The sequence below is a fragment of the Sphingobacterium sp. UBA3519 genome (assembly GCF_002377215.1).
GTDB lineage: Bacteria > Bacteroidota > Bacteroidia > Sphingobacteriales > Sphingobacteriaceae > Sphingobacterium > Sphingobacterium multivorum.
Map to the genome: position 1 here is coordinate 105,728 of NZ_DFPI01000025.1, position 22,892 is coordinate 128,619.

A 22,892-nucleotide genomic window follows, 5' to 3' on the forward strand; every position below is an offset into this window, starting at 1 on the left:
ATCAATACGAGCACAAATTGGTCAATAAGCTGAATTCAAGATCATTCTTGTCATTACGAACGAGAATAACGTTTTATATTATATTAATTAAGACACAAGTTGTATCTTCATTCCATGAAATTTAACTTGTGTCTTATATTTGCCTTAAGCCTTTCCACGCTTTCTCTCAGTGCGCAGGAAAAGACCATGCCTTCAGATTTTGTATACGTCAAGGACATTATTCCAACAATAAGTTTAGAAATGCGTTATTTTGGTAGCCACAACTTCACCGGAAGGCCAATTCAAGGTTATGAAAAACCAGTCGCTATTTTAACGAAGCGCGCAGCGCTAGCACTGCAGCAGGTCGAGAACCATTTAAATAAAAAAGGTCTTGGCCTGAAAATATTCGATGCCTACCGTCCGCAACGTGCTGTTGACAACTTTAAAACATGGTCCTTAAACACCAAAGATACCATCGCAAAAAGGGAATTCTACCCGCTTATCAATAAGAAGAACTTGTTCAATCTAGGCTTTATTGCCTCCAAATCAGGCCACAGCCGTGGCAGTACAGTCGATCTAACGCTCATTAGCTTAAAAGATCATAAGGAGATTGATATGGGTGGACCTTTTGATTTTTTCGGCGCAGTCTCCCATCATCACTATGCGCATCTGACCGTCCAACAGAAAGAAAACCGGAAGATTTTAAAAGAAGCGATGGCTAAATTTGGCTTCAAAGCTTATGATAAGGAATGGTGGCATTACACTTTGCAAGATGAACCTTATCGTAAAACCTATTTTGATTTTATCGTAAAATAAACATGTCTGTAAAGGAAACTCCCATCAAAAACAAGGGTTTTTATGTCTTTCATTTTAAGGGCAACAAATCGAAACCTGTCTTTAGTTCCGAGCAGCAGCAGATTTTAACAAAAGGTGACCTCTATTCGCTCTGTTTAATAAAAAAAGGTGAGACTTCCTTCATGATTAATAATGAACGGGTACAAGTTGCTCAAAATCACCTATTGTTAACCAATCCATCCTCCCGAGTGAATGGCTCTTCGGTCGTCAAATCTTGGGATTGTGAGGTATATTTGATTTTCTTTACGCTGGATTTTAGCTTCAAACTGGATTTTCAAGAAGATTTCTTCGAGGTCACCAAAAAATCTCTTGCCTTAAGTGACAGTTACATCTGGTCGCTATCGAACCAAGATTCGATCAACTTATCTAACTTATTTAAACAGTTTATTCATTACGACCGACAAGACTCTAGCTACCTTTTCCAACATCAGATTATTAAGTCATTAACAGAAATATTATTTTGTGAAATAGCCCGTCTAGGAAGCCAAAATATGCGAAATACACCCGCTATTCCCTCCCGGAAAAGAGAGATTCTGGCCAATTTCCATTTGCTATTAAAAAAGTCGTTTCATAAAGAACACATGGTGCAATTTTATGCGATGGAACTTGGCATCACAGCGAAACACCTATCGGTGATTACCAAGGAACTAACTGGAAAATCAGCAATAGAACTTATTCAGAACGTTTTAGTGGAGGAAGCAAAATCATTACTTTGCCAGGGGCTTCCTATCGGAGAAATTGCAGTGAAATTACATTTCTCGGATCAATCTTTTTTTGGTAAATTCTTTAAGCGAAATGTTGGAATCTCGCCTAAAGAATTTCGTCAGAATCTCTACTTAAACAAAGTCGATTAAATCGAAGATGCTTGTAAATTGCTGGTCTGCAGCTCCAGTATCCTGCAATTTATCCTCGCCCCAAGTCTGCCCTTTCAACCATAAGGTTTGGCAGCCAACCGCTTTGGCAGGTACCATATCTTTACTATAGGAATCACCCACCACCAATACCTCTTGTGCAGGAAGTCCTATTTTAGTTACACCTAAGGCATAAATGGCAGGATCAGGTTTGCGCACACCGACGACAGCCGACTCCACAACTTCCTGAAAATAAGACAGAATCCCAAAATCATCAAGGACCGATTTTAAATTACCATAAAAATTGGAAACCATGACAATCGGATATTTTTCATGGAGTGAATTTAACAGTGGTTTTACCTCTTCAACCGTATTCTTCGCCAATGAATAACCGTCAAAGGCTATTCTATGCGCTAATGATCGGTCTAAGTCGTACCCTGCAGCAATAAGATAATCAAATTGCACATTGAGCTTTGCTTCAAGCACTTCCAAAAAATTAAACTGCGGTTTAATAATAGGTTGTAAAGCCATCTGACGTTCCGCGTAGGTATAGGCCTCCTGAAAAGCGTTCAAATTTACGGGAACCTGATATTTTTCATAACCCGACCAGATAACAGCTCCCCAGTGGCCGCCATTGGTGTCTAAGGTTCCACCATAATCAAAAATAATTCCTTTAATATTAAACTTATCCATGTTATTTCTTTTTTACTAAACTCATCCACCCCAAACCGATCATAATCCACACAATTTCCCTAATTCGTGTCACAACACCCATAAAAATACCGACTTTCGCAGGCAATCCTATACTCATTACGGCCATTGCCAATCCACCTTCCCGGGTTCCCAACTGCATTGGAAAGAAAAAAACAAGATTGGCAAATAGGGAAGATCCTGAGCTAATGATCATAGCATCAATAAAATCAATATTGATATCTAAAGCCAAACCAATAAAATAAATCTCAAAACAGCCTACAACGCGTGCTACAAATTCCCAAAAAAGCGCCGTATAGAAACGATCACGACGATTTTGAAAGAGGTTTTTCACCTGTTGATCGACGTCATTCAAAGTTTCATATTTCGTATCCAGTACATCACCCACTTTCTTGCCTACCAAAGGCAGTTTAGACAAGGCTTTCAATAGTGAAACGGTAATTCCCTTCTTATAAAATTTTGTAAATAGCCAAGTACAGATGATAGCCATTACAAAAATCGCAGCACAGGCCACATTGACCATCGTGCTAGCAGGCACAAACCAAAGAATTAGAAAAACAGAAGCGACCCAAAATAAAATATGCGATAGGATGTGCATGACACCGTATAACAGCACAGATGAACCTGCCTTCGAACCACCGACATAGTTTTTAAGCTCCATAATACGATAAGGCTCCCCTCCTAACGCAACAAATGGTGTTATATAATTGATGGCATACCCCGATATTGTCAATTGTAAGACCTTCCAAAAAGGGACGTTTGTCTGTGGCAATTCCGGTTCCTGAATAATTGCCTTAAATGCCATAGCATTCATCCAGTAGAGTACTGCCCAGCTACCAAGTACAGGCAGAAACCACCAGCCAATATTTTCAAGGTTGTTCCAAATCTCATCAATTCCCATTGCATGAATCATATAGGCCAGTGTACCTATACCGATCAGCATAAAGAGCACTTTATAGATTTTGCTACCCATAGGTTGGATCATTTGTTAATTTATCAACAAAATAGCCACTTACCTTTTCTTGTCGGTTACACATATAGATCAATATCGGATTTAGGACAAACATGTCAAAGAAAAAGTAAATCCAAGGTTGGCCGATAAACAACCAAACAAATAGGAAAATCACCCTTGTATTGAACTGTACAATATTTGTATACTTCATCAATGGTTTATTTTGAGTTCTAAAGTCGACCATTAATTGTTTTGGCAATTCGTCTTTATAGCGACTTTTCACTAGGCGCAGTAGCTTTTGCAGTTTTGGCGAAAGCTTTTCCTGGTTTCGTGTATAGCCCATATAGCCATTTAACACAAATTTGCTGAAAAAATTCTTGCTCCAGGACAAGGCATCGTAGTCAACTTTCAAATCACGTGTATTGTCCAGCTCACTTCCAGCTTTACCTTTTATAAAATACAAATGCACGTTACGATAATAATCAGCCATTGCTGACTGAAGCATATGCGATACACCTGCAAGCACACAAAATACCCATAGCCATTGTGGCCACCCCTCGTTAATACTGCGTAAACAGATCGCAATATGAATAGAAGCAAACCAAAAATCGCCAGCAAAACCATCCAAGATACGACCAAAGCGACTTTTATTGTCCGTCATTCTGGCCAGCTGTCCATCGGCACTATCTAGAGAATTGGCAAAAACCAATAAAAGCATGCCGATCACATTAATCCATAACGCCGGGTAATAGAATAAAATACCCGCCGCAACGCCAAAGAAAATACTAATAATGGTTACAGCGTTGGGTGTAATACCAATTTTTGCACAGACTTGCGCAATGCGATAACCTATAGGTCGATAAAACCAAATATCAATTCGTTCCTCAGTATCATTAGATTTTAAAGATTGTTCGAATGCACTCAAATTATCTTCTTCGATTACATTAACTTGTTCTTTCTGCATTGTGGTTCTTTTCAGTAAATTTATGGTAAACCATTTGAGCAATGGCCTCTGCAGCCTCTGCCCGACAAGGCGCAAAACTTGGCCAGTCATTTAAGTCAATAATATGGAAGTCTCCATTTGCATCAATAATCACGTCGCCGCCGTAGATATGTACATCCAGGACTTCTGCCGCACGATTAGCGACTTCTTTTAGCTTGTCGAGATCAAAAGGAAAGTGTACGACCTCATCATTAATTTGTTCATACAAATCATATTTGTGATGATTGTGTTCATAGGGGTAAAAATAAAAAAAGAAATCCGTTCCCCGCACCGCATAAAATTTTAGTAGGTCTCCGGCAAGATGTTCAGAAATCACCGCCTCTTTAATCCCGCGGAGCGCATATTCATTCAAGATATGTTGCGCTTCTTTCAGACTAGCGGCAAAAGTAACATCTTCTTTATGAATGGCGTGAAAGTCGCCACGTTTGATCCACACACCCTTTCCTTTCAGTTTCTCAAAAATAGATTGAATATCGGCAACCGTAGAGATCACGATACTTTTCGGATAAGGAACTCCACCTTCCAAAAGCTTAAGGGTCATATTTTTCCGAAAGCAATTTTCAATTCCAAATCCAGAATTCAAAACATTGACCCCATTATTTTGAAGAGATTGCAACTTTTTCACTAAAGTCTTTGTTCTCCCCATAGTCAGAATATTATCCTGCTTCACGGATGCTGAAGACAAAAATTCATCCTCGTTACAAAGCTCTACCGAGGCACCTTTTTCAGTCAGTTTTAAAACTACTTCATTGAATATGGCGGCATCATTCCCCACATGGTTGGGTGAAAAGCGATTTTTTCGAGTTACGCCTAAAATAGAAATCATATCGCTCATTTTACTAACTAACCTCCTCACTCAAAAATTGTTCTGCGACAACACGATCTTTTAAATGATCAATATCGACCACCTTTTCAAATACAAATGCTTCTACTTGTAAATCGTTTTCCAATAGAGCACGCTGAAAATTACGCATTCTGGAATTACCTGCTTCGACGGAGCTCAACGCACAGTCCATCGCCGCCTGACGAAAGCAGTAAATTCCCCCAGAAACGTACTTCGTTTTGGCGGTTGCCGTATCCAAAAAAGCTTCCACCCGAAGCTGCGAATTGGTGTTCACATAGAGCGGACTCTCATCGTCAACAAAAGGAGTTACAGCCATAAAAGCATCGGCCTGTTGATGTTGCTGAAATGCTTCTAAATAGGCATGAAATTCATGTGGCCTAAAAACCGTATCTGTTGTGGTCAGACAACAGGACGACCAATCGGGGTTGTTTTTGACAAGCAAGGCAAAACTATGCAATGAACTTGCAGTATCTTCCTCTATAAGCAGGATAGGTAATTCAAACGTCGTTTTTTCCAAAAACAATTTCAGCTCCGGAGATTGTTTATTGATAATAACATGAACTCTTTGCGCTCCTTCTTTAACAAACACGCGAATCAATCGTTCAATTAATGGAACTCCATGTAATGGTAGCAAGGGTTTCGGTAAATTGAACCCCTCTTTTCGCAATCGAGAACCTTCTCCCGCCGCTATAATTGCAAATTCCATTTCTTCTAATTGCAAAATAAAATCATTTATAAAAAAGCAAAACCCCCGTCACTATCTCAGCGTTCGTAAGCGCAAAAGTCTACAGAGGGTTATATCACAAATCTTCAATACCGTAAAGATGTTGAAGAAAAAGGGGAAAAACTGTTTTTAGACAATTGTTTCCCCGCTCTTATTAAGTTAGCTTATTGAATACTATCGACTAGCTCCTGGTAATAATCCAGTCCTAAATGTGTGATTAAATCTTCACCCATAATGTGACGCAATGTATTTTGCAATTTCATCAATTGTTTGAAGATATCGTGTTCAGGAGGCAATCCTGGAGCTGTTTGAGGCGACTTCAAGTAGAATGACAACCACTCTTGAATACCCGACATGCCTGCACGTTGCGCCAAGTCAATAAACAAAGCCAAATCCAAGGCAACCGGTGCTGCTAAAATTGAATCGCGGCATAAGAAATTGATTTTAATCTGCATTTTGTAGCCCAACCAACCGAAAATATCGATGTTGTCCCAAGATTCTTTATTATCACCGTGTGGAGGATAATAGTTGATACGTACTTTATGGTAAAGGTCACCGTATAACTCAGGGTTCTTTTTCGCATCTAGAATTTCTTCCAATACCGATAATTTAGACACTTCTTTTGTTTTGAAATTTTCAGGATCATCCAATACTAATCCGTCACGGTTACCTAAGATATTCGTCGAAAACCAACCTTCAACACCCAAAGCTCTCGCTTGAAGACCAGGTGCCACAATTGTTTTCATCAATGTTTGACCTGTTTTAAAATCTTTACCTGCAATTGCTACACCATTTTCATGCGCCAACTCAACAATCGCTGGAACGTCACATGTTAAATTTGGTGCACCATTGACATACGGAGCGCCCTCTTTCAATGCCGCATAACAATAGATCATACTCGGTGGAATACGTTGATCATCATTATCTAACGCTTCCTCTAATTTAGCTAAGGTTGAAAAAGCTTCGTTTGTCTCAATATAACGCTCTGTAGATCCACACCATACCAAGACAATACGGTCTAATCCGTTTTTCTCTTTGAATTCACGAATATCACGTTGTACAGCATCTGCCAATTCACGGCGAGTTTTTTCAGATTTGATGTGCGTTCCGTCCAAATTTTTCACAAAATTACGGTCAAACACAGCTTTCATCGGTTGGATAGCCTCCAATTCAGCCTTAACAGCATCCAATTGACCTTGCTCCAATACCTGTGCTTTTGATGCAGCCTCATATACGTTATCTTCGTATACGTCCCAGCCACCAAAAACAACATCTTCCAGTTTTGCTAAAGGGACGAAATCTTTAATTAATGGATTTCTGTTCTCAGTGCGTTTACCCAGACGGATTCTGCTCAATTGAGAAACAGATCCGATTGGTTTTGAAAAACCTTTGTTTATAGATGCCACACCAGCGATTAATGTTGTAGCCACAGCACCTAATCCCGGAATAAGAATACCCAATTTTCCATTGGCATCTTTCACTTGTTGTCCCATATTAATTCTATATACTTAAATTGTTATTTAATTGATGTATTATGATAAAATAATTCTTAAAATTAGCTTAAAAAAACATATTTCATACCACCCCGCACTTAATTTATAAAATCGTGACAAATAGCGATACGAAGCCCATTCGAAACCTTAAGAAATAATCCGAAAATGAATTATTATTTAGTATTCTACTAGTCCATCTAACTGGAATTTAACGTTTTTAGCTAAAGTTGTTAACCAAAAAACAATTGTCCTTAATTTTACTCAATATATCAAGATTCGAAAACTAATCCAAATTCAATCCAAAAAAAGTTTTTCTTTCTTAAAAATTGGTCAATTTTTCTTTTTCTATTTCCCATAAATATGACAATAAAATTGGAAAATGGTTTTAGTAGCACTAACTTTAGCCTAAAATCTAAATACAGGCAATGAGTCTATCGTTCAATTTATAAACCAACAGCATTTGACCTGCGCATTGTTATTGGATAAATGGTCTGCCAATCGGTAGCGCGATGACAAATTTAACGGTATCCCCTATAGCCTAAGGTGCATAAGAGTATCCATAACATTGCAACGAACGAAACCAAGTGTAAAGTAGAGTTTTACACCAAAGAATGTACTGAACAAATAATTATCTGAATGAAAAATACAATTTCGTGCCTAACTTTGGCGCTTTTAAGCGCAAGCCAGTTACATGCTCAAACCGCTGCCGACTCGGCTTATGTTAGAGATCATTATGAAAAGACCGAAGTAGCAATCCCCATGCGAGATGGGAAAAAATTATTTACTGCGATCTACAGTCCAAAAGACAAATCGAAGAAATATCCAGTTTTGCTCAATAGAACGCCCTACACGGTTTCTCCTTATGGACAAAACGAATACAAAAAAAGCCTGGGCAACTTTCCGACGATGATGCGTGAAGGCTATATTTTCGTCTACCAAGATGTGCGGGGCAAGTGGATGAGCGAAGGTGAATTTGAAGATGTACGTCCGACCACCTACAGCAAAGACAAAAATGCCATCGATGAAAGTACAGATACCTATGATGCGCTTGAATGGCTACAGAAAAATCTCAAAAACTATAATGGCAAAGCCGGACTCTATGGGATCTCCTATCCAGGCTTCTATTCTACCGTTGGATTGGTCAAAACGCACCCGAGCTTGAAAGCGGTCTCCCCACAAGCTCCGGTAACAGACTGGTATATCGGCGATGACTTCCACCATAATGGCGTACTGTTTCTTCAGGATGCATTCACCTTCATGTCAACCTTTGGTGTCCCGCGTCCAAAACCCATCACCCCAGATCAATTCAAGAGCAAAATTCAGATTAAAGAAGCCGATAAATACAACTTCTTTTTAGAAGCCGGAACAGCATGGGAACTGAAGGAAAAGTATTTTGGTGACTCCGTACAGTTTTGGAATGACCTGTTTAAACATCCCGACTATGATAATTTTTGGAAGTCGCGTGTGATCACCAATTCTTTACAGGAGGTAAAACCAGCGGTGATGGTCGTCGGTGGTTTCTTTGACGCGGAAGATGCTTATGGAACATTTAAGACCTATCAATCGATTGAGGATAAAAGTAAAAAAAACAACTCGATTTTAGTCGCGGGACCTTGGTATCATGGCGGCTGGGTTCGTGCAGAAGGAAACTATTTAGGTGATATCCAATTTGAGAAAAAAACCAGCGTTACCTATCAGGAACAATTTGAACAGCCTTTTTTCAAATATTATCTAAAAGATGAAGGGAACTTCGCACCATCGGAAGCGAACATTTTTGTCTCTGGAAGCAATGAATGGAAACATTTCGAACAATGGCCACCCAAAAATGTAGAAACAAAAAAACTATACTTCCAACCTCAGGGGAAACTTGGATTTGACAAAGTTCAACGTACAGATTCTTGGGATGAATATGTCACTGACCCCAATAAACCGGTTCCGCACCAGGGTGGGCTAATCCAAAACCGAACGCGGGAGTATATGGTAGATGATCAGCGTTTCGCCGCTAGTCGCCCTGATGTCATGGTTTATCAAACGGAACCGTTGACAGAAGACCTGACTATAGTTGGCCCCATCAAAAATTTCCTTAAGGTTTCTTCAACAGGTACAGATGCAGATTATGTTGTCAAACTGATTGATGTCTACCCGAACGATGCAGCAAGTTATCAAGGAAAAACAATGGCTGGATACCAGATGATGGTACGTGGTGAGATCATGGCCGGGAAATACCGAAATGGTTTTGAAAAAGCGCAGGCCCTGACTCCAGGAATGGTCGAAAAGGTGAATTTTGAAATGCCAGATGTTGCGCATACGTTCAAAAAAGGACATCGCATTATGGTTCAGGTACAAAACTCCTGGTTTCCGCTGGCAGAACGAAATCCACAGGTGTTTTTAGCGCCTTATACAGCTACCAAAGCTGACTTCCGTAAAGCCACACAACGTATTTTTCACGATGTGAACAATGCCACGTACATCGAATTTTCTGTCCTCAAAGATTAACGGTTAAATTTGAATAATAGCGTTTAAGAGCGAATTGAATAAGGCTACATCAGCTAAACAGCTGTGCCTGATGTAGCCTTATCTTTAATCTTCCGCTACATACTTATCTTCCCCGGCCTTCCATCCTGCAAACAATAAAAGTACGATACTGCCCGCTAAAAAATAGAAGGAGTAATTCCAGGTAGCATCTATTTCGTGCAGCTTACCGAATACCGGCGGGCCAAAAGCTGCAATCAGATAACTAACAGACTGGGCCATGCCCGATATTTTAATCGCATTCGCCGTTGACCTCGCCCGCAGGGTAAAGAAAAGAATAGACAAACTGAAAGAAAGTCCATTGGAAAGTCCCAACAATATGGCGGCAACATAAATTCCCTGAAGTTTGTAATGCCAAAATATAAAGATACTTCCAAACATGCCTATCGCAACAGCCGCTGCCATTAGACGCTGATCCTTCATCCGATGTGCCAAAATAGGCCCAATAAACATTATGGGAATCATGGCAATTTGGATCAAAAAAAGCAACCAGCCCGTATCCTCCGCTGGCATACCATAATCGACCAATACTTTAGGTAACCAAGAAATCAAACTGTAGTAAATTAAGGACTGAATACCCATAAATAAGCTGATATACCAAGCTAATCTTGACCTAAAGATATGTCCGATTCCACTTGTCGCCGGTCTATTTTCAGTGATACCCTGTGCTTTCTTTCGGCTTAAAGCATCAAAGGAAACAACGATAAGGGATAACAAGGCTAAAATCACCCAAACCCCCAAGGAACCCTGCCACCCGAGACCAGTCCATTCGCCCAATCGTAAACTAAACCCCGAAGCAAAAGCTGCGGTCAGATTCATTGCTACGGCAAAAATGCCTGTCATCAGTCCAATCTGCTTTGGAAAATTTGTTTTTATATAACCGGGCGTAACGACATTGCCCACACAGATCCCAAGTCCGATTAAAAAAGACCCCACAAACAGCGTTGGCATATTGCCCCAAACCCGAAGCACAATTCCTACACTCAACGCCATTAAACCGAGTAATAAAAAACGGTGCATGCCCAGTTTATGTGAATATCGGCTCACTGCTACAGAACAGCTCGCAAACATAAAAAGAGGTATTGCCGTCAATAGACTGCTTTGAAAACTATTTAATTGCAAATCTTCACTGATTTGCCCCAGTACAGGGCCAACGGCTGTGATTGGCGACCGCAGATTGGTGGAGACTAAAACAACAACCAATATGGGTAACCAGGTCCAAGACACAGCTGCGGATATTTTTATATTTTCTTTCATCATAAAACCACACTATACATGTAAACCAAACTATACACGTAATGAATGCTTGCAAAGGTATGTTTGGAATTTTAATTAAATTTGCCATTAATTTAATTTAAAACGACATGGATCAGACAAATCATACGTTGATAATTGAAGGCATCCAGAAATCAACCTATGTCTGGTTTGAAGAAAACTGGATACACGACGACGAGTTACACAGTCATCGGAAAGGTCAATTGATTTATGTTGAGCAGGGTTTTCAATACCTTACCGTTGCAGGAAAAATGTACCTACTCCCCCAAAATCACGTTGCTTGGATTCCTTCAGGTGCATTACATAAGACCAACTCCCACTCGGAACGCATTAAGCTTATGGTCCTTTTTTTTGATCCCCCACAATTTGACAGCTCACAAGAGCATTTGTTTTTCAATCAGGTACAGCTATTTTCGGCGCCTAAAGTATTACGGGAAATGATTTTATATACCGAAAAATGGTCAAAATTGAGAGAAGAAAATGAACAGGAAAGAGTTTTCCTCGGTGCTTTACTCCATGAACTCCCCTATTTCTGCTCACAATTACTCCACTTAGAAATTACCCTTCCGCATGAAAGCAGGCTTCAAACGGTCTTAAATCACCTACATGACCATTACACAGAAGCCATCACGTTAGACGAGATTGCCATGCTGTCCAATCTTTCGCTCCGAACTATTGAACGCCTTTTTAAAAAAGAAACCGGAATGACGCTTGCAAAATATCAGCAGCTCCTTCGCATTATCAAGAGTTTGGAGCTTTTGAGCACAAAACAATTCACCATCTCTCAAATTGCGTATAAAGTCGGTTATAAAAGCGTCCAAGCATTTACCAATAGCTTTTATGCCGTGATGAAATATAGGCCTTCAAACTTCATGGCGGGCTAGTTTTGGCGTATCCACAGGTAATTTTGTAGCTGTTCAGCTACAAAATTCAGGACGTTTAAAAAAAATAGTAACGAATATTTGCACAGGTGTAATATTTACACTATCTTTGTATCATCATAATTTAGGTTTATAATTGGTTATTTAAGGTTTTCATTCTCCCCGTTTGAAAACCTTTTTTTATTTATTTTCACCGTCCCTCAAATCATTTCGCTACTCCGCAAACGTAATAATTTCCCTTTTAGACCCAAACAAAAGCAGCTGATCGCATGTTCTCAAAAAATAGCGTTCAAATTAATTCTCAAAAAATTCAAGATATTCTTTAACAATACTGTATTTTTAACGAATATATTCGGATGAGAAAGGTCACGCGAATAGAAAAGAGTTCAAATATTATATTGAAAAAATAATCTAAACATATATGGCAGAACATGGGGATTTGCAAATCGCAATACTAATCGATGCGGACAATGTATCTTATCGAAAGATCGAAGAGATTTTGAATGAAGTCAAAAGATATGGAATTCCGACCATCAAACGCATCTACGGAGACTGGACCAACCCATATGTTGAAAAATGGAAGGATAAACTCCTTACCCATGCAATTACCCCCATACAACAATACAGTTATACACAAGGCAAAAATTCTACTGACTCGGCATTAATTATTGATGCCATGGATATTCTGCATTCAGACCGAGTTGATGGGTTTTGTATTGTATCCAGCGACAGCGATTTCACCCGACTGGCTACACGTCTTCGAGAATCCGGTAAACTGGTCATCGGTATCGGCGAGAAAAAGACCCCCAAACCCTTTATTGCCTCCTGCGACAAGTTCATCTACGTCGAAATTTTTGAGAAAAATCAAAAGAAAGAAACGGTCGCAAAGAAAAAGCAACAAAATCAGCCCAAACCTGCTCCCGTTGACAATCCAACAAGTATTGCCGTATTGGACGAGGAGACTTTGGAACTTTTAAAGGACACGGTGGATGATACTGCAGATGAAAATGGCTGGGCATTCCTGGGTGAGATCGGAAGTCTTTTCAACAAAAGAAAGCCTGATTTTGATGCGCGCAACTATGGATACGACAAGATGTCTCATCTTTTCAAAGCTTACAAAGAAGATTTTGAAATTGAGGAACGAAACACCGACAAATCGCGCATAAAACACTATTACATCCGTAATATTATTAAACGGCCTTTAGCAATGGCCAGCCCAGCTACAGCAGTGGACACCGAGCACAAAACTCCTGCTACTCCTACTCCTTCCGTACCCTCTACAGAAACTACGGAAAAAACTGCAAATCAAAACACCAGAAAGAAAGGGCGGCAAGATAAGAAACGTCAGGATAAAACAAACTCTGAGCCGATACAAAACGAGGCTCCAAAAGTTCAGGAAATTCAGGAGCAAAAAACAGAAACGCCCCCCCCTACAGCTGACACTCCGCCCACGAACATGTTGTTTCCTTCTGAAGGTAACAAGATCACTACAGATGACGTAAAAAAATCGCAAATACGGATCACGAAAGAATTTAAACCCCTATTCCCAACCAAATCCCAAAAATTAAGGATTATGATCAACGCTGGAGAATATGAATGTAATTTTACCTATCGCGGCAGAGGGTTTCATGTGCTTAAATTAGGAAAAGATGCGGCGACCAAACTTGGCCTTTCCGAGGGGATACAAATACAAATAGTCAGACTGAACGAAGTTAGCTTTAGCCTTCAAAATAAATCAGTTTAATATCATTCAGGGGAATTATCTTCTGTATCATACGATAATAGGACAACAATACATTGTCCTATTATCGTATTAAAGCCTTATGCAGGAGGTTTGTCGTATTGAAATAACAACTAGCGTCCACCAGCAAATTCCATCGTAAAATGGTAGTTCTCATCGATGGCCATTGGCTTACGATCCACTTTACGAAAATCGCGTGCTTCTTCAGTCCACAGGAAAGGGTAAAATGAAAAAACTTGATTGCCGCTCAGGAGTTTGACCTCTTCGCTCCAGTCTTTCCATTTAAATGTTTCGTAAAACTGTCTAATATCCCCTTTCAATGCCCAAAAAATAAAGTCCGAATAGCCACATTCCAAACTCTCCCATTGTAAGGTATCTTGTGCGAAATAATAGACCTGTCCAATAGCATCTCCCAGCGCACCGGCATTAATAGCGAAATAACCACCTAGAACATCGTCTGCAATCAGCAAAAAACCACCTTTTTCGCCTTCCTTGTCAAAACTTTTCCCTTTATTCCATTCCATAATCCCTCGGTCCAACTGCGACGAGCCTGAGCCTAAAATCCGCAACCAGCCCCCATCGATTAAAATACCACCAGTTTGATGAATAATGGCTCCCATAGGCGATTTTGTGGTAATTTGGGCCCTTAAAAGTTCCTCATCAGCCCGCTTAGGGTTTCGAGGAAGCACTTCATAAGCATTCGTCGCTTCTTTCATCCAACTTTCTACCAACTTCCATCCCGAATTACTTGTATCAATCAGTTCTTTTAGACTTTTCATTTCCTATGTGTTTTATGCAGCGACCAGCTAGTCTACCGGTCGAATTCGAACGCTATCCAGCTATTCATTGTGCCGAAATTACCATAATTCTTTATCGCATCCAAATTACAGCAGACCCAAGAGCAAATCGAAGAAAATATTCTTCGAAAACATACACCTAAAGATTAGGAACCTTGTGTCTATTTTAACTAATTTTAAGTCATGCAACATGAATTAGAAAAACTCAGATACCCTATAGGTCGCTTTGCGATACCCGATGTCATCGACAAATCCCTGTTGAATGACTGGATCAAAACAATTGCCGACTTTCCGGCCCGGTTAAAATCCGAAGTCGGCGATCTAACAGACGACGTACTGGAAAAACGCTACCGTCCCGAAGGCTGGACGATTCGTCAGGTCGTTCATCACTGCGCCGACAGCCACATGAACAGCTTTGTCCGTTTTAAATTAGCCCTCACAGAAGAAGACCCAACCATCAAATTATATGAGGAGAAATTGTGGGCCGAGCTTCCCGACGCAAAAAATATTCCAATAGAAAGCTCAATCAAATTGCTCGAAGGTCTACATGAACGCTGGGTTATTTTGTTGAAAAGTTTAACTGGCGAACAGCTTGAAAGAGGTTTTATTCATCCTGCGACCAAAAGGTTGATTTCTTTAAAGATCAATATTGGCCTCTATGCCTGGCATTGCAATCACCACCTGATGCACATTGTCAATGCTAAAAACCATTGATGGGCATCACATATCGCAATGATCATTTCACTTACAGTCAATAGATCATTGCGATAAATTTACTTTATTGCCGTCACCTTACGATAATGACATCGCCCATATAAAGGCCAGCAATCCGGCGGCAACCAGTCCAATAACACCCGATACCACAAAGGATAGGAAATAATATCCTACCGTCCGTGTTTGCTTCTTTAAACGATGAACAATGCCTGCAGATAACGTATAAAGTGTTCCAAATCCAAAAAAAACAATCAGGATCAAGTCGATCAGAATGCCACTAAAATCTATATTTGCTGATGATAACATAATTTACTTTTTCTTTTTAAACAGTTTGCCAAAAAAGGACGAGCTAGCACCTAAGTCTTCAGACTGATTATCCCATTGCAATAAATCCAGTTCGATATCCAGTTCATTGTTTTTTGCAAAATCAAGCCAATGGACATATTTTTCCTGATTTCTAAATGTAGGATCATTCTTGTAATAATCCAATAAGCGAGCAGTGGCACTTTCGTAAACACCATAGTCGTTGGCTCGTTCAAAATAGTGGATCGCCTTTTTACTGTCCTTTTTAAATTTAAGTCCCTGATCATAGAGTAATCCATAATAAATATTGGAATAACTATTTTCTTTATCCCTTTTCAAATAAACCAATAGACGATCGTAATCCTCCAAACTGTAATAGATAGAAGCTATATTGCTATTGTTCTCAACTAATTTTAATTCAGCTTTCTGATAATAGCTGAGGGCTTTTTCCAGATCTTCTTCGACATAGGTTCCACTTGAATAAAAGTAGCCTAAATTGGACAAAGCATAGCCATTACCCAACTCTGCTCCTTTCATGTAGGCATTAAATGACTTTTCCAGGTCCTTTTTATAGCCGATGCCATACTGAAAGAGGTAGCCAATTGCATTCCATGCAGCGGAATAATCTTTTTGGGCCGCTTGTTCATAATATTGAATTCCTTTGTCCAAATCTAAAAAAGGATTGTCTTCGCTATCAGTATCCGTATAGATATTCCCCAATTCATGCATGCTGCTTTCATTATTCTGGTCAGCAGAAAAGGTAAAATAGCGTATCGCCATTTCGACATCGCCTTGTCGGCAACAGTCCAAGGCCATATGATATAGCGTATAACTATCATAACTGGATTCAAAATTATCGCCCTTCGCAGCCTTCCACCCTTCAAAAAAACGATTACATACTTCAAAATCTTCCCCAGACAATTGATCCAGCTTCTTCAGAAACTGACCATATTGATCTTCCTGAATTACTTCCACACCATCGTAGCCCTTTTTATACAACAGGTCACCTTGCAACAACATCAGATCCTGATAGTGATTAACGCTTGCGCATACATAATCGTAGGCGGAACTGAGCGTCCTTTCCACTGCGTCAAAATAGTAATATCTTCCCGCATGGTCTTTCAGAATAAAATAATCCATCACAGCAGCATATACAATTTTCACATAGTGCGTTGAGAGCGGGACCAGCCACACCTTTTCAGCAGCCTGATAAATTCCCCTCCCGGTTGCTGTTTCGATAATATAGCAATCCCAGGCGCCATTACCAAAATCAGCCCACCCTTGAATGGACCGAATTGCCAAATCTTGCAGTACAAAGGCGCGGGCTTCCAGGTCATACAAACGGATGCCGCCGGAATCAGCAAAAAATAATGCGCTTCGGCCATTTCCGGCATTGAGTACAGCAACATCTTTGACCAAGATAGTTCCATCGGGAGACAAAACTGATTTTTTCTTTTTATTATTCAAATTGACTGCATAAAAATCAAACAGTAATTCGCTCAGTGCACTACTGGCAAAAGCGCCAAGCAAAATACCGCTATTGGAATAATAATGACGCAGTTTATTTCCCCCAATCTCTTGATAGATAAATCCATCATAATCAATTTCAAACGGTTTGTCCGCACCGGCAGCATTGAACAGCTGGCCTTGAGCATTGATGATATAATATTGCTGATCTTTCTTCCCCTGATAATAACCGTAAGCAAAATCTTCGAGTTCATCATATTCAAGTGGTATGATTATTTCTCCGTTCCCGACGTTGACTAATCCATATTTTTTAGCTAAGCTCACCTTACCAACCGTTGATCCGGTTCCATATTGGGCTGGCGCCGCCGATGAATAAACACAGGAAATAGTTTCTTCTCCACCCCTATTCAAATAACCGAACAACTCATTCTTCTGTATGACTGCGATACCTTCACACTCAAAAGTACCAATTTCCTGATAGCTAGCTTCGACCTTCACCTCCCCTTTTGCATTGCGTATCCCCCAAAGCCCCTGATCTTCAAAAAATTGATTATCCAGACTATCAATCGCGTCTCTATTCCACCAGCCTAAGCCATAGTTGCTCCATTCCAGTTCGAGCATCGCTAAAAAAGAAGTATAACCAGCGGACACCAAAATAAACTCAAGCTCAGCTAAGGATTGTTTTTCGATTGCTTTTTCATAGAGCAAATTCTTCTCAAGGATTTCAATTGCAAAATCTTTGGCCTGTTGGCTATGTTTAACATCGCTCATGTTAAATACATCACTTGCGTTCAGCTGGAAATAATCGAAGGGTAAACCGTCCAAAAAATCGAACAGTTTCCCGATAGCTGCCATGGCCAGCGCATCTGAATTTAACCCATATTCATGAATGAGCAAATCATACAACGCACGAAGCTTTCTGACTCCCGGTTCCTTTTCGGAGTAAACTAAGGTACCTTTTGCTTTCGGATTAGCAGCAAATAGGGGTAAAAAAAGGGGTGGAATCACATAGTTCCATTCTCCTAAATAATGAGGGAAGTAATCTTGATCCTTCTTATCTGTATTGTAAATATATATGCGATGAGCCATTTTCTATGCAATTTCCTTACTATTGATCAATTTCAACAGCATTTTCTTTAGCAAAATTGAACCAAAATCCGTATTTATCCGCGTCTGAAGCCGCTCCATGCGCTCCATAGAGTTGTAGCAAACGATTAACGGCATAGGCGTACACGCTATTTTCATTGGCTTTTTCATAGTTGCGGATCGCTTTTTGTAAGTTTTGCTTTACACCAAAGCCTTCCTCATAAAGAATCCCATAATAAATAGCAGAAAATTGATTGGTTGTATCCTTTTTCAAATAACGCAATAAGTTCGCATAATCTTGCCCTTGATAGTAGATTTCTGCGATTTGAGCATCATTATAAATCCCCGCTTTCTCTGCTTGTTTAAAATAATCTAGGGCCAAGGCATAATCTTGTTCCACATATTCACCCTCGTAATACCAGTTACCCAGGTTGCTCATGGCCTGCGCTTCACCCAGCGCAGCAGACTTTTGATAGGCCTTTAAGGCTTTGGATACATCAAAGGCTACACCATGGCCTGTGGCATATAAAAATCCCCAATTGTTCCATGCCTGCGCATGATCCTGAGCCATGGCCTTTTCATAAAAAGACTTTCCTTTTTCGATATCCATCCCCTCATAGTCATCATCCGTAAAGATATTTCCAAGCAGATATTGACAGTCTGCACTACCCCGATCTGCCCCAATGCTGAGCAGTCGAATGGCATCTGAAATCTTTCCCTCCGCTTCCAGCGTCTTACCATTTTCCAACAGCGTTTCATTGTCAAAATACTGTTCGTAGCCGTCGCCCTTACGCCTGATAGAACTGAACAAAATAACTTTGATCACGCCCCCGGAGCTGGTATCGCTCGGAATATAAATAGCCATATGCTGTTTCGGGAATCTCGACAACATTTCGATTTAAATCCAAATTAAACAACTTATCCCCTTTGAATAAAAGCAACAGTTCACCTTCGGCCGCTTCTGGTTTTGGGTAATGAAAGGGCGAACAGATATAATCATACAGCTCACTCCAGACGTTAAGCTTCGTATCGAAATAACGCATTCCATGTGCACAGTGTATGCGCATAAAATCCAAAAAGCAATGTTCGATTTTCTGATAGGCAATAGCAGGTTCAAGTAACCATTCCCCTCGATGAGCGTCATAAATCCCCTGTCCTTGGGCACAACCAACGACAAAGATATCTTTACGGTACTGCTGTATATGATCGACTAGAACCTGATCAATCGTTAAATCAGCCAATCGGAATAAGCCTAGTTCAAGCGAATAGATCTGCCATCTTTTATTTTTGAGATACGCAATACTTCGATAGTCGTCCAACACTATAATCCGGTCAATTCCTTCATCCAAAATATTACCATCGGGTTGAATGACGGCAATTTTTGACTGTAGCTTATTGGGTTTAATCCAAAAATAGCGATTGGCTAGCGGCTCCAGGCTACCTTCCAAAAAAGTCCCTAAAAACTGACCATCCATTAGGTAATAGTTCCTTTTTATCGTTCCTTTTTGCCGGCTATAGAACAACTTGTTATAGTCAAACATAAACGACTCGGCTGCGGGATCTGAAATAATCAATCGTCCTTCGGCCGAAAGGAGCATGTGGCTATCCCCCTGTCTTGCATTTAAAAAGCCATAGGCGATCCAGTCGAGTTCATCATATAATGCAGGTATGCTCAGCTGTTTGGTATCAATATGCAGTACCCCACGTTTTCCTGCCACTTCCACTTCAGCGTAATTGTTCCCGTTGATATGCCGGGCATCAAAGGCCTCCACATATTGACATGGAATTAATATAGTGCCACTCGTATCAATATAACCAAAAAGGCCATCGCGTTCAACAACGGCGATCCCCTGTTCATTGAATTCGAATATTTCATCGTAAATCGCCTCAACCAAAATATCCCCCTTGGCATTCTTTATTCCCTGCTTTCCTACTGCCTCAAAAACCTCAGGGTCTGGCTCTTTCAGAACGTCTTCTTCCCATAAACCCAATCCATAATCAATCCAATCGGTTTGAAGGGCATCTAAAAAAGAAGTATAACCAGACGCTTTCACAAGCGGGTCCAGCGGATCTAAGGACTGTTCTTCGACAGCTTGTTCAAACAATAAGGCTTGCATTTTAATTTCTTCCACCCAATCTTTGGCTTGCTCCACATCTTTTTCCGCATTCATGGTAAAAACATCGCGTCCATCGATCTGCAAGGTATCAAAAGGTAGCGCTTCCAAAAATTCAAACATGTTGTTGACAGGCTCATAATAGCTTTTTTTATAATGCAATTGATACCTATCAGCCAACAACGCATAAAAATAGCGAAGTCTTGCGATCCCATCTTCCTTGTTGGCATAAAGCTGAGAACCTTTGGAACGGATATTGGCGGAAAATAATGGCCGCATGAGGATGGGAATTTCATAATTCCATTCAGCCAGGTAAGTGGGATATATTTCTTTGGTCCTGAGATTTACATTATAAATATAAATACGATGTGCCATACTTTATTTCTTCTGTTTTTTGTTGTATCACATTGATCCGTTCCATACGACAAGAATCATGCGAATGCCGTAAAAATACCGTATTTATCGATTTTTTCGATTAGCGGAAAACAGGGATTTTTTTCTCCCCCTATTTTCGGCAACTTTGGATTGGATTTTGTAACAGAAAGAACAATGAATCATTTCAAATACAGTTATTATAGCAGTGCATTAGCACTCCTCGCGTTACAAATCGCTTGTCAGGAAAAACCAAAACAAGCTGAAGCACCTGTAAGTTCAAGCAAGGCCATGGAAAAAGCTGTCGAGGATACTGCCCCAAAAAAAAGTATCTCGTTAAAAACTTCCAAACTGGATAGCATTGACCAAGCAAATGCACAAAGCGTACTGGAATCTGACGAAATCACCAAAGCTTATGTAAACTTAAGTGCTCGAGACAGTATGATCCGCTTACATGCCAATATACGTATCGATCATCGCTTCTTTGGATACGAAGAGGCAGATAAACAGGCTACGAAGTTGCTTTTGTTTTCCATCTTTACAAATGATGTGGAACACAATCCATTTCAACTCAAATTGGGTGCATACTATGATACCTCCGACTTAGAAAGTAAAGGTTTAAAACTAAAATATGCTGGCCTAAAGGGCGACTTTGTAGCAGCGAAAATCATAGACGCCACCGATACACCGGTAGGCACCGTCTACTTCGAAAGAAAATGGGTTGAGATTGAATAACAAAAACCGTTTCTCAATCTATATGTTTATGAGTAACAACAATAATTGCGAAAAATAACGATGAAGGTAATCTTAAAGACTATGTTTCTGTCCTGCATGGTATTGTTTTTCAGCTGCCAGCAAAAGAATGGAGCCAAAAAATCAGCTGCCGCATTCAGCAGCACCGCCAGCATAGACTCCATAAAGAAACAAAAAGAGCTAACATCCATATCCGATGATAACCTTTCGCTCTTTAAACAGCTGTATCCTATTGCTATTCTTCGACCGGAAAGCAACGATAGTTTTAAGAAGTATGGCATCGAATTCTCAGGAATATGTTATGCATGCGATCTTGCAGAAATCAAAATGAATAAAAAACAACTGCTTTTGGTCAATGTCTGTGATTCCAATGAAATCTATCAAATCAAAGATTTCACCTATAATTTTCGTGACAGCGGCCTCACGATTAAGACTAAAAATAATGAGTTTTACTTCAAGAAAATAGAAAAAGAGCCCATTTTCGAATTAAAAATCAAGGGGGATTCTCTTTTGTTAAAAAATAAACGTGTCGCAAAATACTACACGCAGAAAGCTTTAGTCGATCAGTTCGAAGTCCATGATTGTGGTGATTTTCAGGGTTAGCCCAAACGCGACTCAGCTTGAATTAGTGCATTAAGACAGCGCTGCACCGGACATTAACGTAAGATCTTAAAAAGACCAGACAGCAATGAAAGCAGGCAGAAGCCAATTTCATGGTTGCCTGCTCCGTTCGTTAGACCTATACTTCAAAATAAAAGCCCGATTCAGTAAGTTCTTTATATTTTACCCTGTCAAAACTATAGATCTTTGCAGCCCTGGCACGCCGGTCTTTTTGCTTATCGCTGTGGTCGATCAATAAACCCATGCTGAGAATTTTTTTTCGAAAATTCCCACGGTCAATTGACCGCTGCAGAACGGTTTCATACAAATTGTGTAAATCGGGCAACGTAAACTGTTTGGGCAAGAGCTCAAAACCGATTGGTTGATAACGAATTTTACCCCTGAGCCGTTGTATGGCGGTGTTCAAGATCTGTTTATGGTCAAAAGCGAGATCCAACTTTTCGTCAATACCAAACCATTGCACCGCATCGATATCAACCCCTGCTTCCAACGTATAAGCATCGGGCCTGACAAGTGCATAATAGGCAATACTAATGACTCTTCCGCGCGGATCACGAGCTAAGTTTGAAAATGTATAAAGCTGTTCGAGGAAAATATCTTTGAGACCGGCCTCCTCCTGCAGTTTACGAAGCGCACAGTCGTCGGCGTTCTCATCTTCCTGAATAAAACCGCCAGGAAATGCCCATTTTCCCAAGAAAGGCTCTATTGCCCGTTTGGTCAATAATACCTTAAGCTGGTTTTTATCAAAGCCGAAGATTACACAGTCAACCGTAACAGCAGGTCTTGGGTAATCATATGTGTATTTTTTTTCGGAGGCTGTCATC

Annotated in this window: 21 protein-coding genes; 8 read left to right on the forward strand and 13 right to left on the reverse strand. The window is 40.2% G+C overall.

Translation table 11 applies throughout. From position 1 onward, the window contains the following. Window positions 1-114 precede the first annotated feature (114 nt). The gene (locus B3297_RS15735; RefSeq protein WP_286754395.1) at window positions 115-795 is read left to right on the forward strand and encodes a M15 family metallopeptidase; all 681 of its coding nucleotides are present in this window, start codon (window positions 115-117) and stop codon (window positions 793-795) included. A gap of 2 nt (window positions 796-797) precedes the next feature. Further along, a complete protein-coding gene (locus B3297_RS15740) occupies window positions 798-1,688 on the forward strand; it encodes a helix-turn-helix domain-containing protein (protein WP_286769741.1) in 891 nt (296 codons plus the stop codon). Here B3297_RS15740 and B3297_RS15745 read toward each other — a convergent pair. The 6 genes from B3297_RS15745 to B3297_RS15770 form a co-directional block, all read right to left on the reverse strand. Next, window positions 1,671-2,378, reverse strand: a complete 708-nt coding sequence (locus B3297_RS15745; protein ID WP_070569646.1) for an HAD family hydrolase — start codon at window positions 2,376-2,378, stop codon at window positions 1,671-1,673. The two genes, B3297_RS15740 and B3297_RS15745, sit on opposite strands and share 18 nt — an antisense overlap. 1 nt (window position 2,379) lies before the next feature. After that, window positions 2,380-3,369, reverse strand: a complete 990-nt coding sequence (locus B3297_RS15750; RefSeq protein ID WP_204990742.1) for a lysylphosphatidylglycerol synthase transmembrane domain-containing protein — start codon at window positions 3,367-3,369, stop codon at window positions 2,380-2,382. Then, window positions 3,362-4,312, reverse strand: a complete 951-nt coding sequence (locus B3297_RS15755; protein WP_286769743.1) for a CDP-alcohol phosphatidyltransferase family protein — start codon at window positions 4,310-4,312, stop codon at window positions 3,362-3,364. The genes B3297_RS15750 and B3297_RS15755 overlap by 8 nt, the downstream gene beginning before the upstream one ends. After that, entirely contained in the window at window positions 4,293-5,177 is an 885-nt protein-coding gene (locus B3297_RS15760) for a hypothetical protein (protein ID WP_231585333.1), read from the reverse strand. Before B3297_RS15760 ends, B3297_RS15755 begins: the two co-directional genes overlap by 20 nt. Window positions 5,178-5,190: 13 nt before the next feature. After that, window positions 5,191-5,916 carry a nucleotidyltransferase family protein gene (locus tag B3297_RS15765; RefSeq protein ID WP_286769744.1) on the reverse strand — a complete coding sequence of 242 codons (726 nt, stop codon included), beginning with the start codon at window positions 5,914-5,916 and terminating at the stop codon, window positions 5,191-5,193. Window positions 5,917-6,083: 167 nt separating this feature from the next. Further along, window positions 6,084-7,412 (reverse strand): inositol-3-phosphate synthase, encoded by a 1,329-nt coding sequence (locus tag B3297_RS15770; RefSeq protein ID WP_070569637.1) that lies wholly within the window; start codon window positions 7,410-7,412, stop codon window positions 6,084-6,086. 636 nt (window positions 7,413-8,048) lie between these two features. Between B3297_RS15770 and B3297_RS15775 the strand changes: the two genes are divergently transcribed. Next, window positions 8,049-9,908 (forward strand): CocE/NonD family hydrolase, encoded by a 1,860-nt coding sequence (locus B3297_RS15775; RefSeq protein WP_286769745.1) that lies wholly within the window; start codon window positions 8,049-8,051, stop codon window positions 9,906-9,908. Window positions 9,909-9,992: 84 nt separating this feature from the next. Here the strand turns inward: B3297_RS15775 and B3297_RS15780 are convergent, their stop codons facing one another. Next, a complete protein-coding gene (locus B3297_RS15780; protein WP_286769746.1) occupies window positions 9,993-11,204 on the reverse strand; it encodes a CynX/NimT family MFS transporter in 1,212 nt (403 codons plus the stop codon). A 104-nt stretch (window positions 11,205-11,308) separates the two neighbouring features. Here B3297_RS15780 and B3297_RS15785 point away from each other — a divergent pair, with 104 nt between their 5' ends. Both B3297_RS15785 and B3297_RS15790 read left to right on the forward strand, forming a co-directional pair. Continuing rightward, window positions 11,309-12,103, forward strand: coding sequence for an AraC family transcriptional regulator (locus tag B3297_RS15785; protein WP_112374433.1), 795 nt, complete (start codon window positions 11,309-11,311; stop codon window positions 12,101-12,103). 418 nt (window positions 12,104-12,521) lie between these two features. Continuing rightward, complete coding sequence (locus B3297_RS15790) at window positions 12,522-13,844, forward strand: NYN domain-containing protein (RefSeq protein WP_070569629.1); 1,323 nt, start codon at window positions 12,522-12,524, stop codon at window positions 13,842-13,844. A gap of 110 nt (window positions 13,845-13,954) precedes the next feature. Here the strand turns inward: B3297_RS15790 and B3297_RS15795 are convergent, their stop codons facing one another. Further along, window positions 13,955-14,620: a DUF2625 domain-containing protein gene (locus B3297_RS15795; RefSeq protein ID WP_286769748.1), complete on the reverse strand. Its 666-nt coding sequence runs from the start codon at window positions 14,618-14,620 to the stop codon at window positions 13,955-13,957. Window positions 14,621-14,821: 201 nt separating this feature from the next. On the opposite strand from B3297_RS15795, the gene B3297_RS15800 reads away from it, so the two are divergent. Next, window positions 14,822-15,352, forward strand: a complete 531-nt coding sequence (locus B3297_RS15800) for a YfiT family bacillithiol transferase (protein WP_112374430.1) — start codon at window positions 14,822-14,824, stop codon at window positions 15,350-15,352. A gap of 78 nt (window positions 15,353-15,430) precedes the next feature. Here B3297_RS15800 and B3297_RS15805 read toward each other — a convergent pair whose 3' ends face one another. From B3297_RS15805 to B3297_RS15820, 4 genes are read right to left on the reverse strand one after another with little or no spacing between them, the layout of a single operon-like run. Further along, window positions 15,431-15,658: a hypothetical protein gene (locus B3297_RS15805; RefSeq protein WP_286754391.1), complete on the reverse strand. Its 228-nt coding sequence runs from the start codon at window positions 15,656-15,658 to the stop codon at window positions 15,431-15,433. A 3-nt stretch (window positions 15,659-15,661) separates the two neighbouring features. After that, complete coding sequence (locus B3297_RS15810) at window positions 15,662-18,211, reverse strand: SEL1-like repeat protein (protein ID WP_286779124.1); 2,550 nt, start codon at window positions 18,209-18,211, stop codon at window positions 15,662-15,664. Between the two features lie 19 nt (window positions 18,212-18,230). Further along, complete coding sequence (locus B3297_RS15815) at window positions 18,231-19,034, reverse strand: tetratricopeptide repeat protein (RefSeq protein WP_286779125.1); 804 nt, start codon at window positions 19,032-19,034, stop codon at window positions 18,231-18,233. After that, window positions 18,997-20,697 (reverse strand): WG repeat-containing protein, encoded by a 1,701-nt coding sequence (locus tag B3297_RS15820; RefSeq protein ID WP_286769751.1) that lies wholly within the window; start codon window positions 20,695-20,697, stop codon window positions 18,997-18,999. Before B3297_RS15820 ends, B3297_RS15815 begins: the two co-directional genes overlap by 38 nt. 174 nt (window positions 20,698-20,871) lie before the next feature. Here B3297_RS15820 and B3297_RS15825 point away from each other — a divergent pair, with 174 nt between their 5' ends. Then, entirely contained in the window at window positions 20,872-21,429 is a 558-nt protein-coding gene (locus tag B3297_RS15825; protein WP_112374427.1) for a hypothetical protein, read from the forward strand. A 60-nt stretch (window positions 21,430-21,489) separates the two neighbouring features. Further along, the gene (locus tag B3297_RS15830) at window positions 21,490-22,050 is read left to right on the forward strand and encodes a hypothetical protein (protein WP_201639417.1); all 561 of its coding nucleotides are present in this window, start codon (window positions 21,490-21,492) and stop codon (window positions 22,048-22,050) included. Between the two features lie 136 nt (window positions 22,051-22,186). On the opposite strand, the gene B3297_RS15835 is transcribed toward B3297_RS15830, so the two are convergent. Next, window positions 22,187-22,891: an NUDIX hydrolase gene (locus B3297_RS15835; RefSeq protein WP_201639418.1), complete on the reverse strand. Its 705-nt coding sequence runs from the start codon at window positions 22,889-22,891 to the stop codon at window positions 22,187-22,189. Window position 22,892 lies beyond the last annotated feature (1 nt).

Excerpts from the sequence above, each read along its gene's own strand:
- B3297_RS15735 (WP_286754395.1), top strand. The coding sequence starts at position 115 with ATGAAATTTAACTTGTGTCTTATATTTGCCTTAAGCCTTTCCACGCTT.
- B3297_RS15740 (WP_286769741.1), top strand. The coding sequence starts at position 798 with ATGTCTGTAAAGGAAACTCCCATCAAAAACAAGGGTTTTTATGTCTTT.
- B3297_RS15745 (WP_070569646.1), bottom strand. The coding sequence starts at position 2,378 with ATGGATAAGTTTAATATTAAAGGAATTATTTTTGATTATGGTGGAACC.
- B3297_RS15750 (WP_204990742.1), bottom strand. The coding sequence starts at position 3,369 with ATGGGTAGCAAAATCTATAAAGTGCTCTTTATGCTGATCGGTATAGGT.
- B3297_RS15755 (WP_286769743.1), bottom strand. The coding sequence starts at position 4,312 with ATGCAGAAAGAACAAGTTAATGTAATCGAAGAAGATAATTTGAGTGCA.
- B3297_RS15760 (WP_231585333.1), bottom strand. The coding sequence starts at position 5,177 with ATGATTTCTATTTTAGGCGTAACTCGAAAAAATCGCTTTTCACCCAAC.
- B3297_RS15770 (WP_070569637.1), bottom strand. The coding sequence starts at position 7,412 with ATGGGACAACAAGTGAAAGATGCCAATGGAAAATTGGGTATTCTTATT.
- B3297_RS15775 (WP_286769745.1), top strand. The coding sequence starts at position 8,049 with ATGAAAAATACAATTTCGTGCCTAACTTTGGCGCTTTTAAGCGCAAGC.
- B3297_RS15780 (WP_286769746.1), bottom strand. The coding sequence starts at position 11,204 with ATGATGAAAGAAAATATAAAAATATCCGCAGCTGTGTCTTGGACCTGG.
- B3297_RS15785 (WP_112374433.1), top strand. The coding sequence starts at position 11,309 with ATGGATCAGACAAATCATACGTTGATAATTGAAGGCATCCAGAAATCA.
- B3297_RS15790 (WP_070569629.1), top strand. The coding sequence starts at position 12,522 with ATGGCAGAACATGGGGATTTGCAAATCGCAATACTAATCGATGCGGAC.
- B3297_RS15795 (WP_286769748.1), bottom strand. The coding sequence starts at position 14,620 with ATGAAAAGTCTAAAAGAACTGATTGATACAAGTAATTCGGGATGGAAG.
- B3297_RS15800 (WP_112374430.1), top strand. The coding sequence starts at position 14,822 with ATGCAACATGAATTAGAAAAACTCAGATACCCTATAGGTCGCTTTGCG.
- B3297_RS15805 (WP_286754391.1), bottom strand. The coding sequence starts at position 15,658 with ATGTTATCATCAGCAAATATAGATTTTAGTGGCATTCTGATCGACTTG.
- B3297_RS15810 (WP_286779124.1), bottom strand. The coding sequence starts at position 18,211 with ATGGCTCATCGCATATATATTTACAATACAGATAAGAAGGATCAAGAT.
- B3297_RS15820 (WP_286769751.1), bottom strand. The coding sequence starts at position 20,697 with ATGGCACATCGTATTTATATTTATAATGTAAATCTCAGGACCAAAGAA.
- B3297_RS15825 (WP_112374427.1), top strand. The coding sequence starts at position 20,872 with ATGAATCATTTCAAATACAGTTATTATAGCAGTGCATTAGCACTCCTC.
- B3297_RS15830 (WP_201639417.1), top strand. The coding sequence starts at position 21,490 with ATGAAGGTAATCTTAAAGACTATGTTTCTGTCCTGCATGGTATTGTTT.
- B3297_RS15835 (WP_201639418.1), bottom strand. The coding sequence starts at position 22,891 with ATGACAGCCTCCGAAAAAAAATACACATATGATTACCCAAGACCTGCT.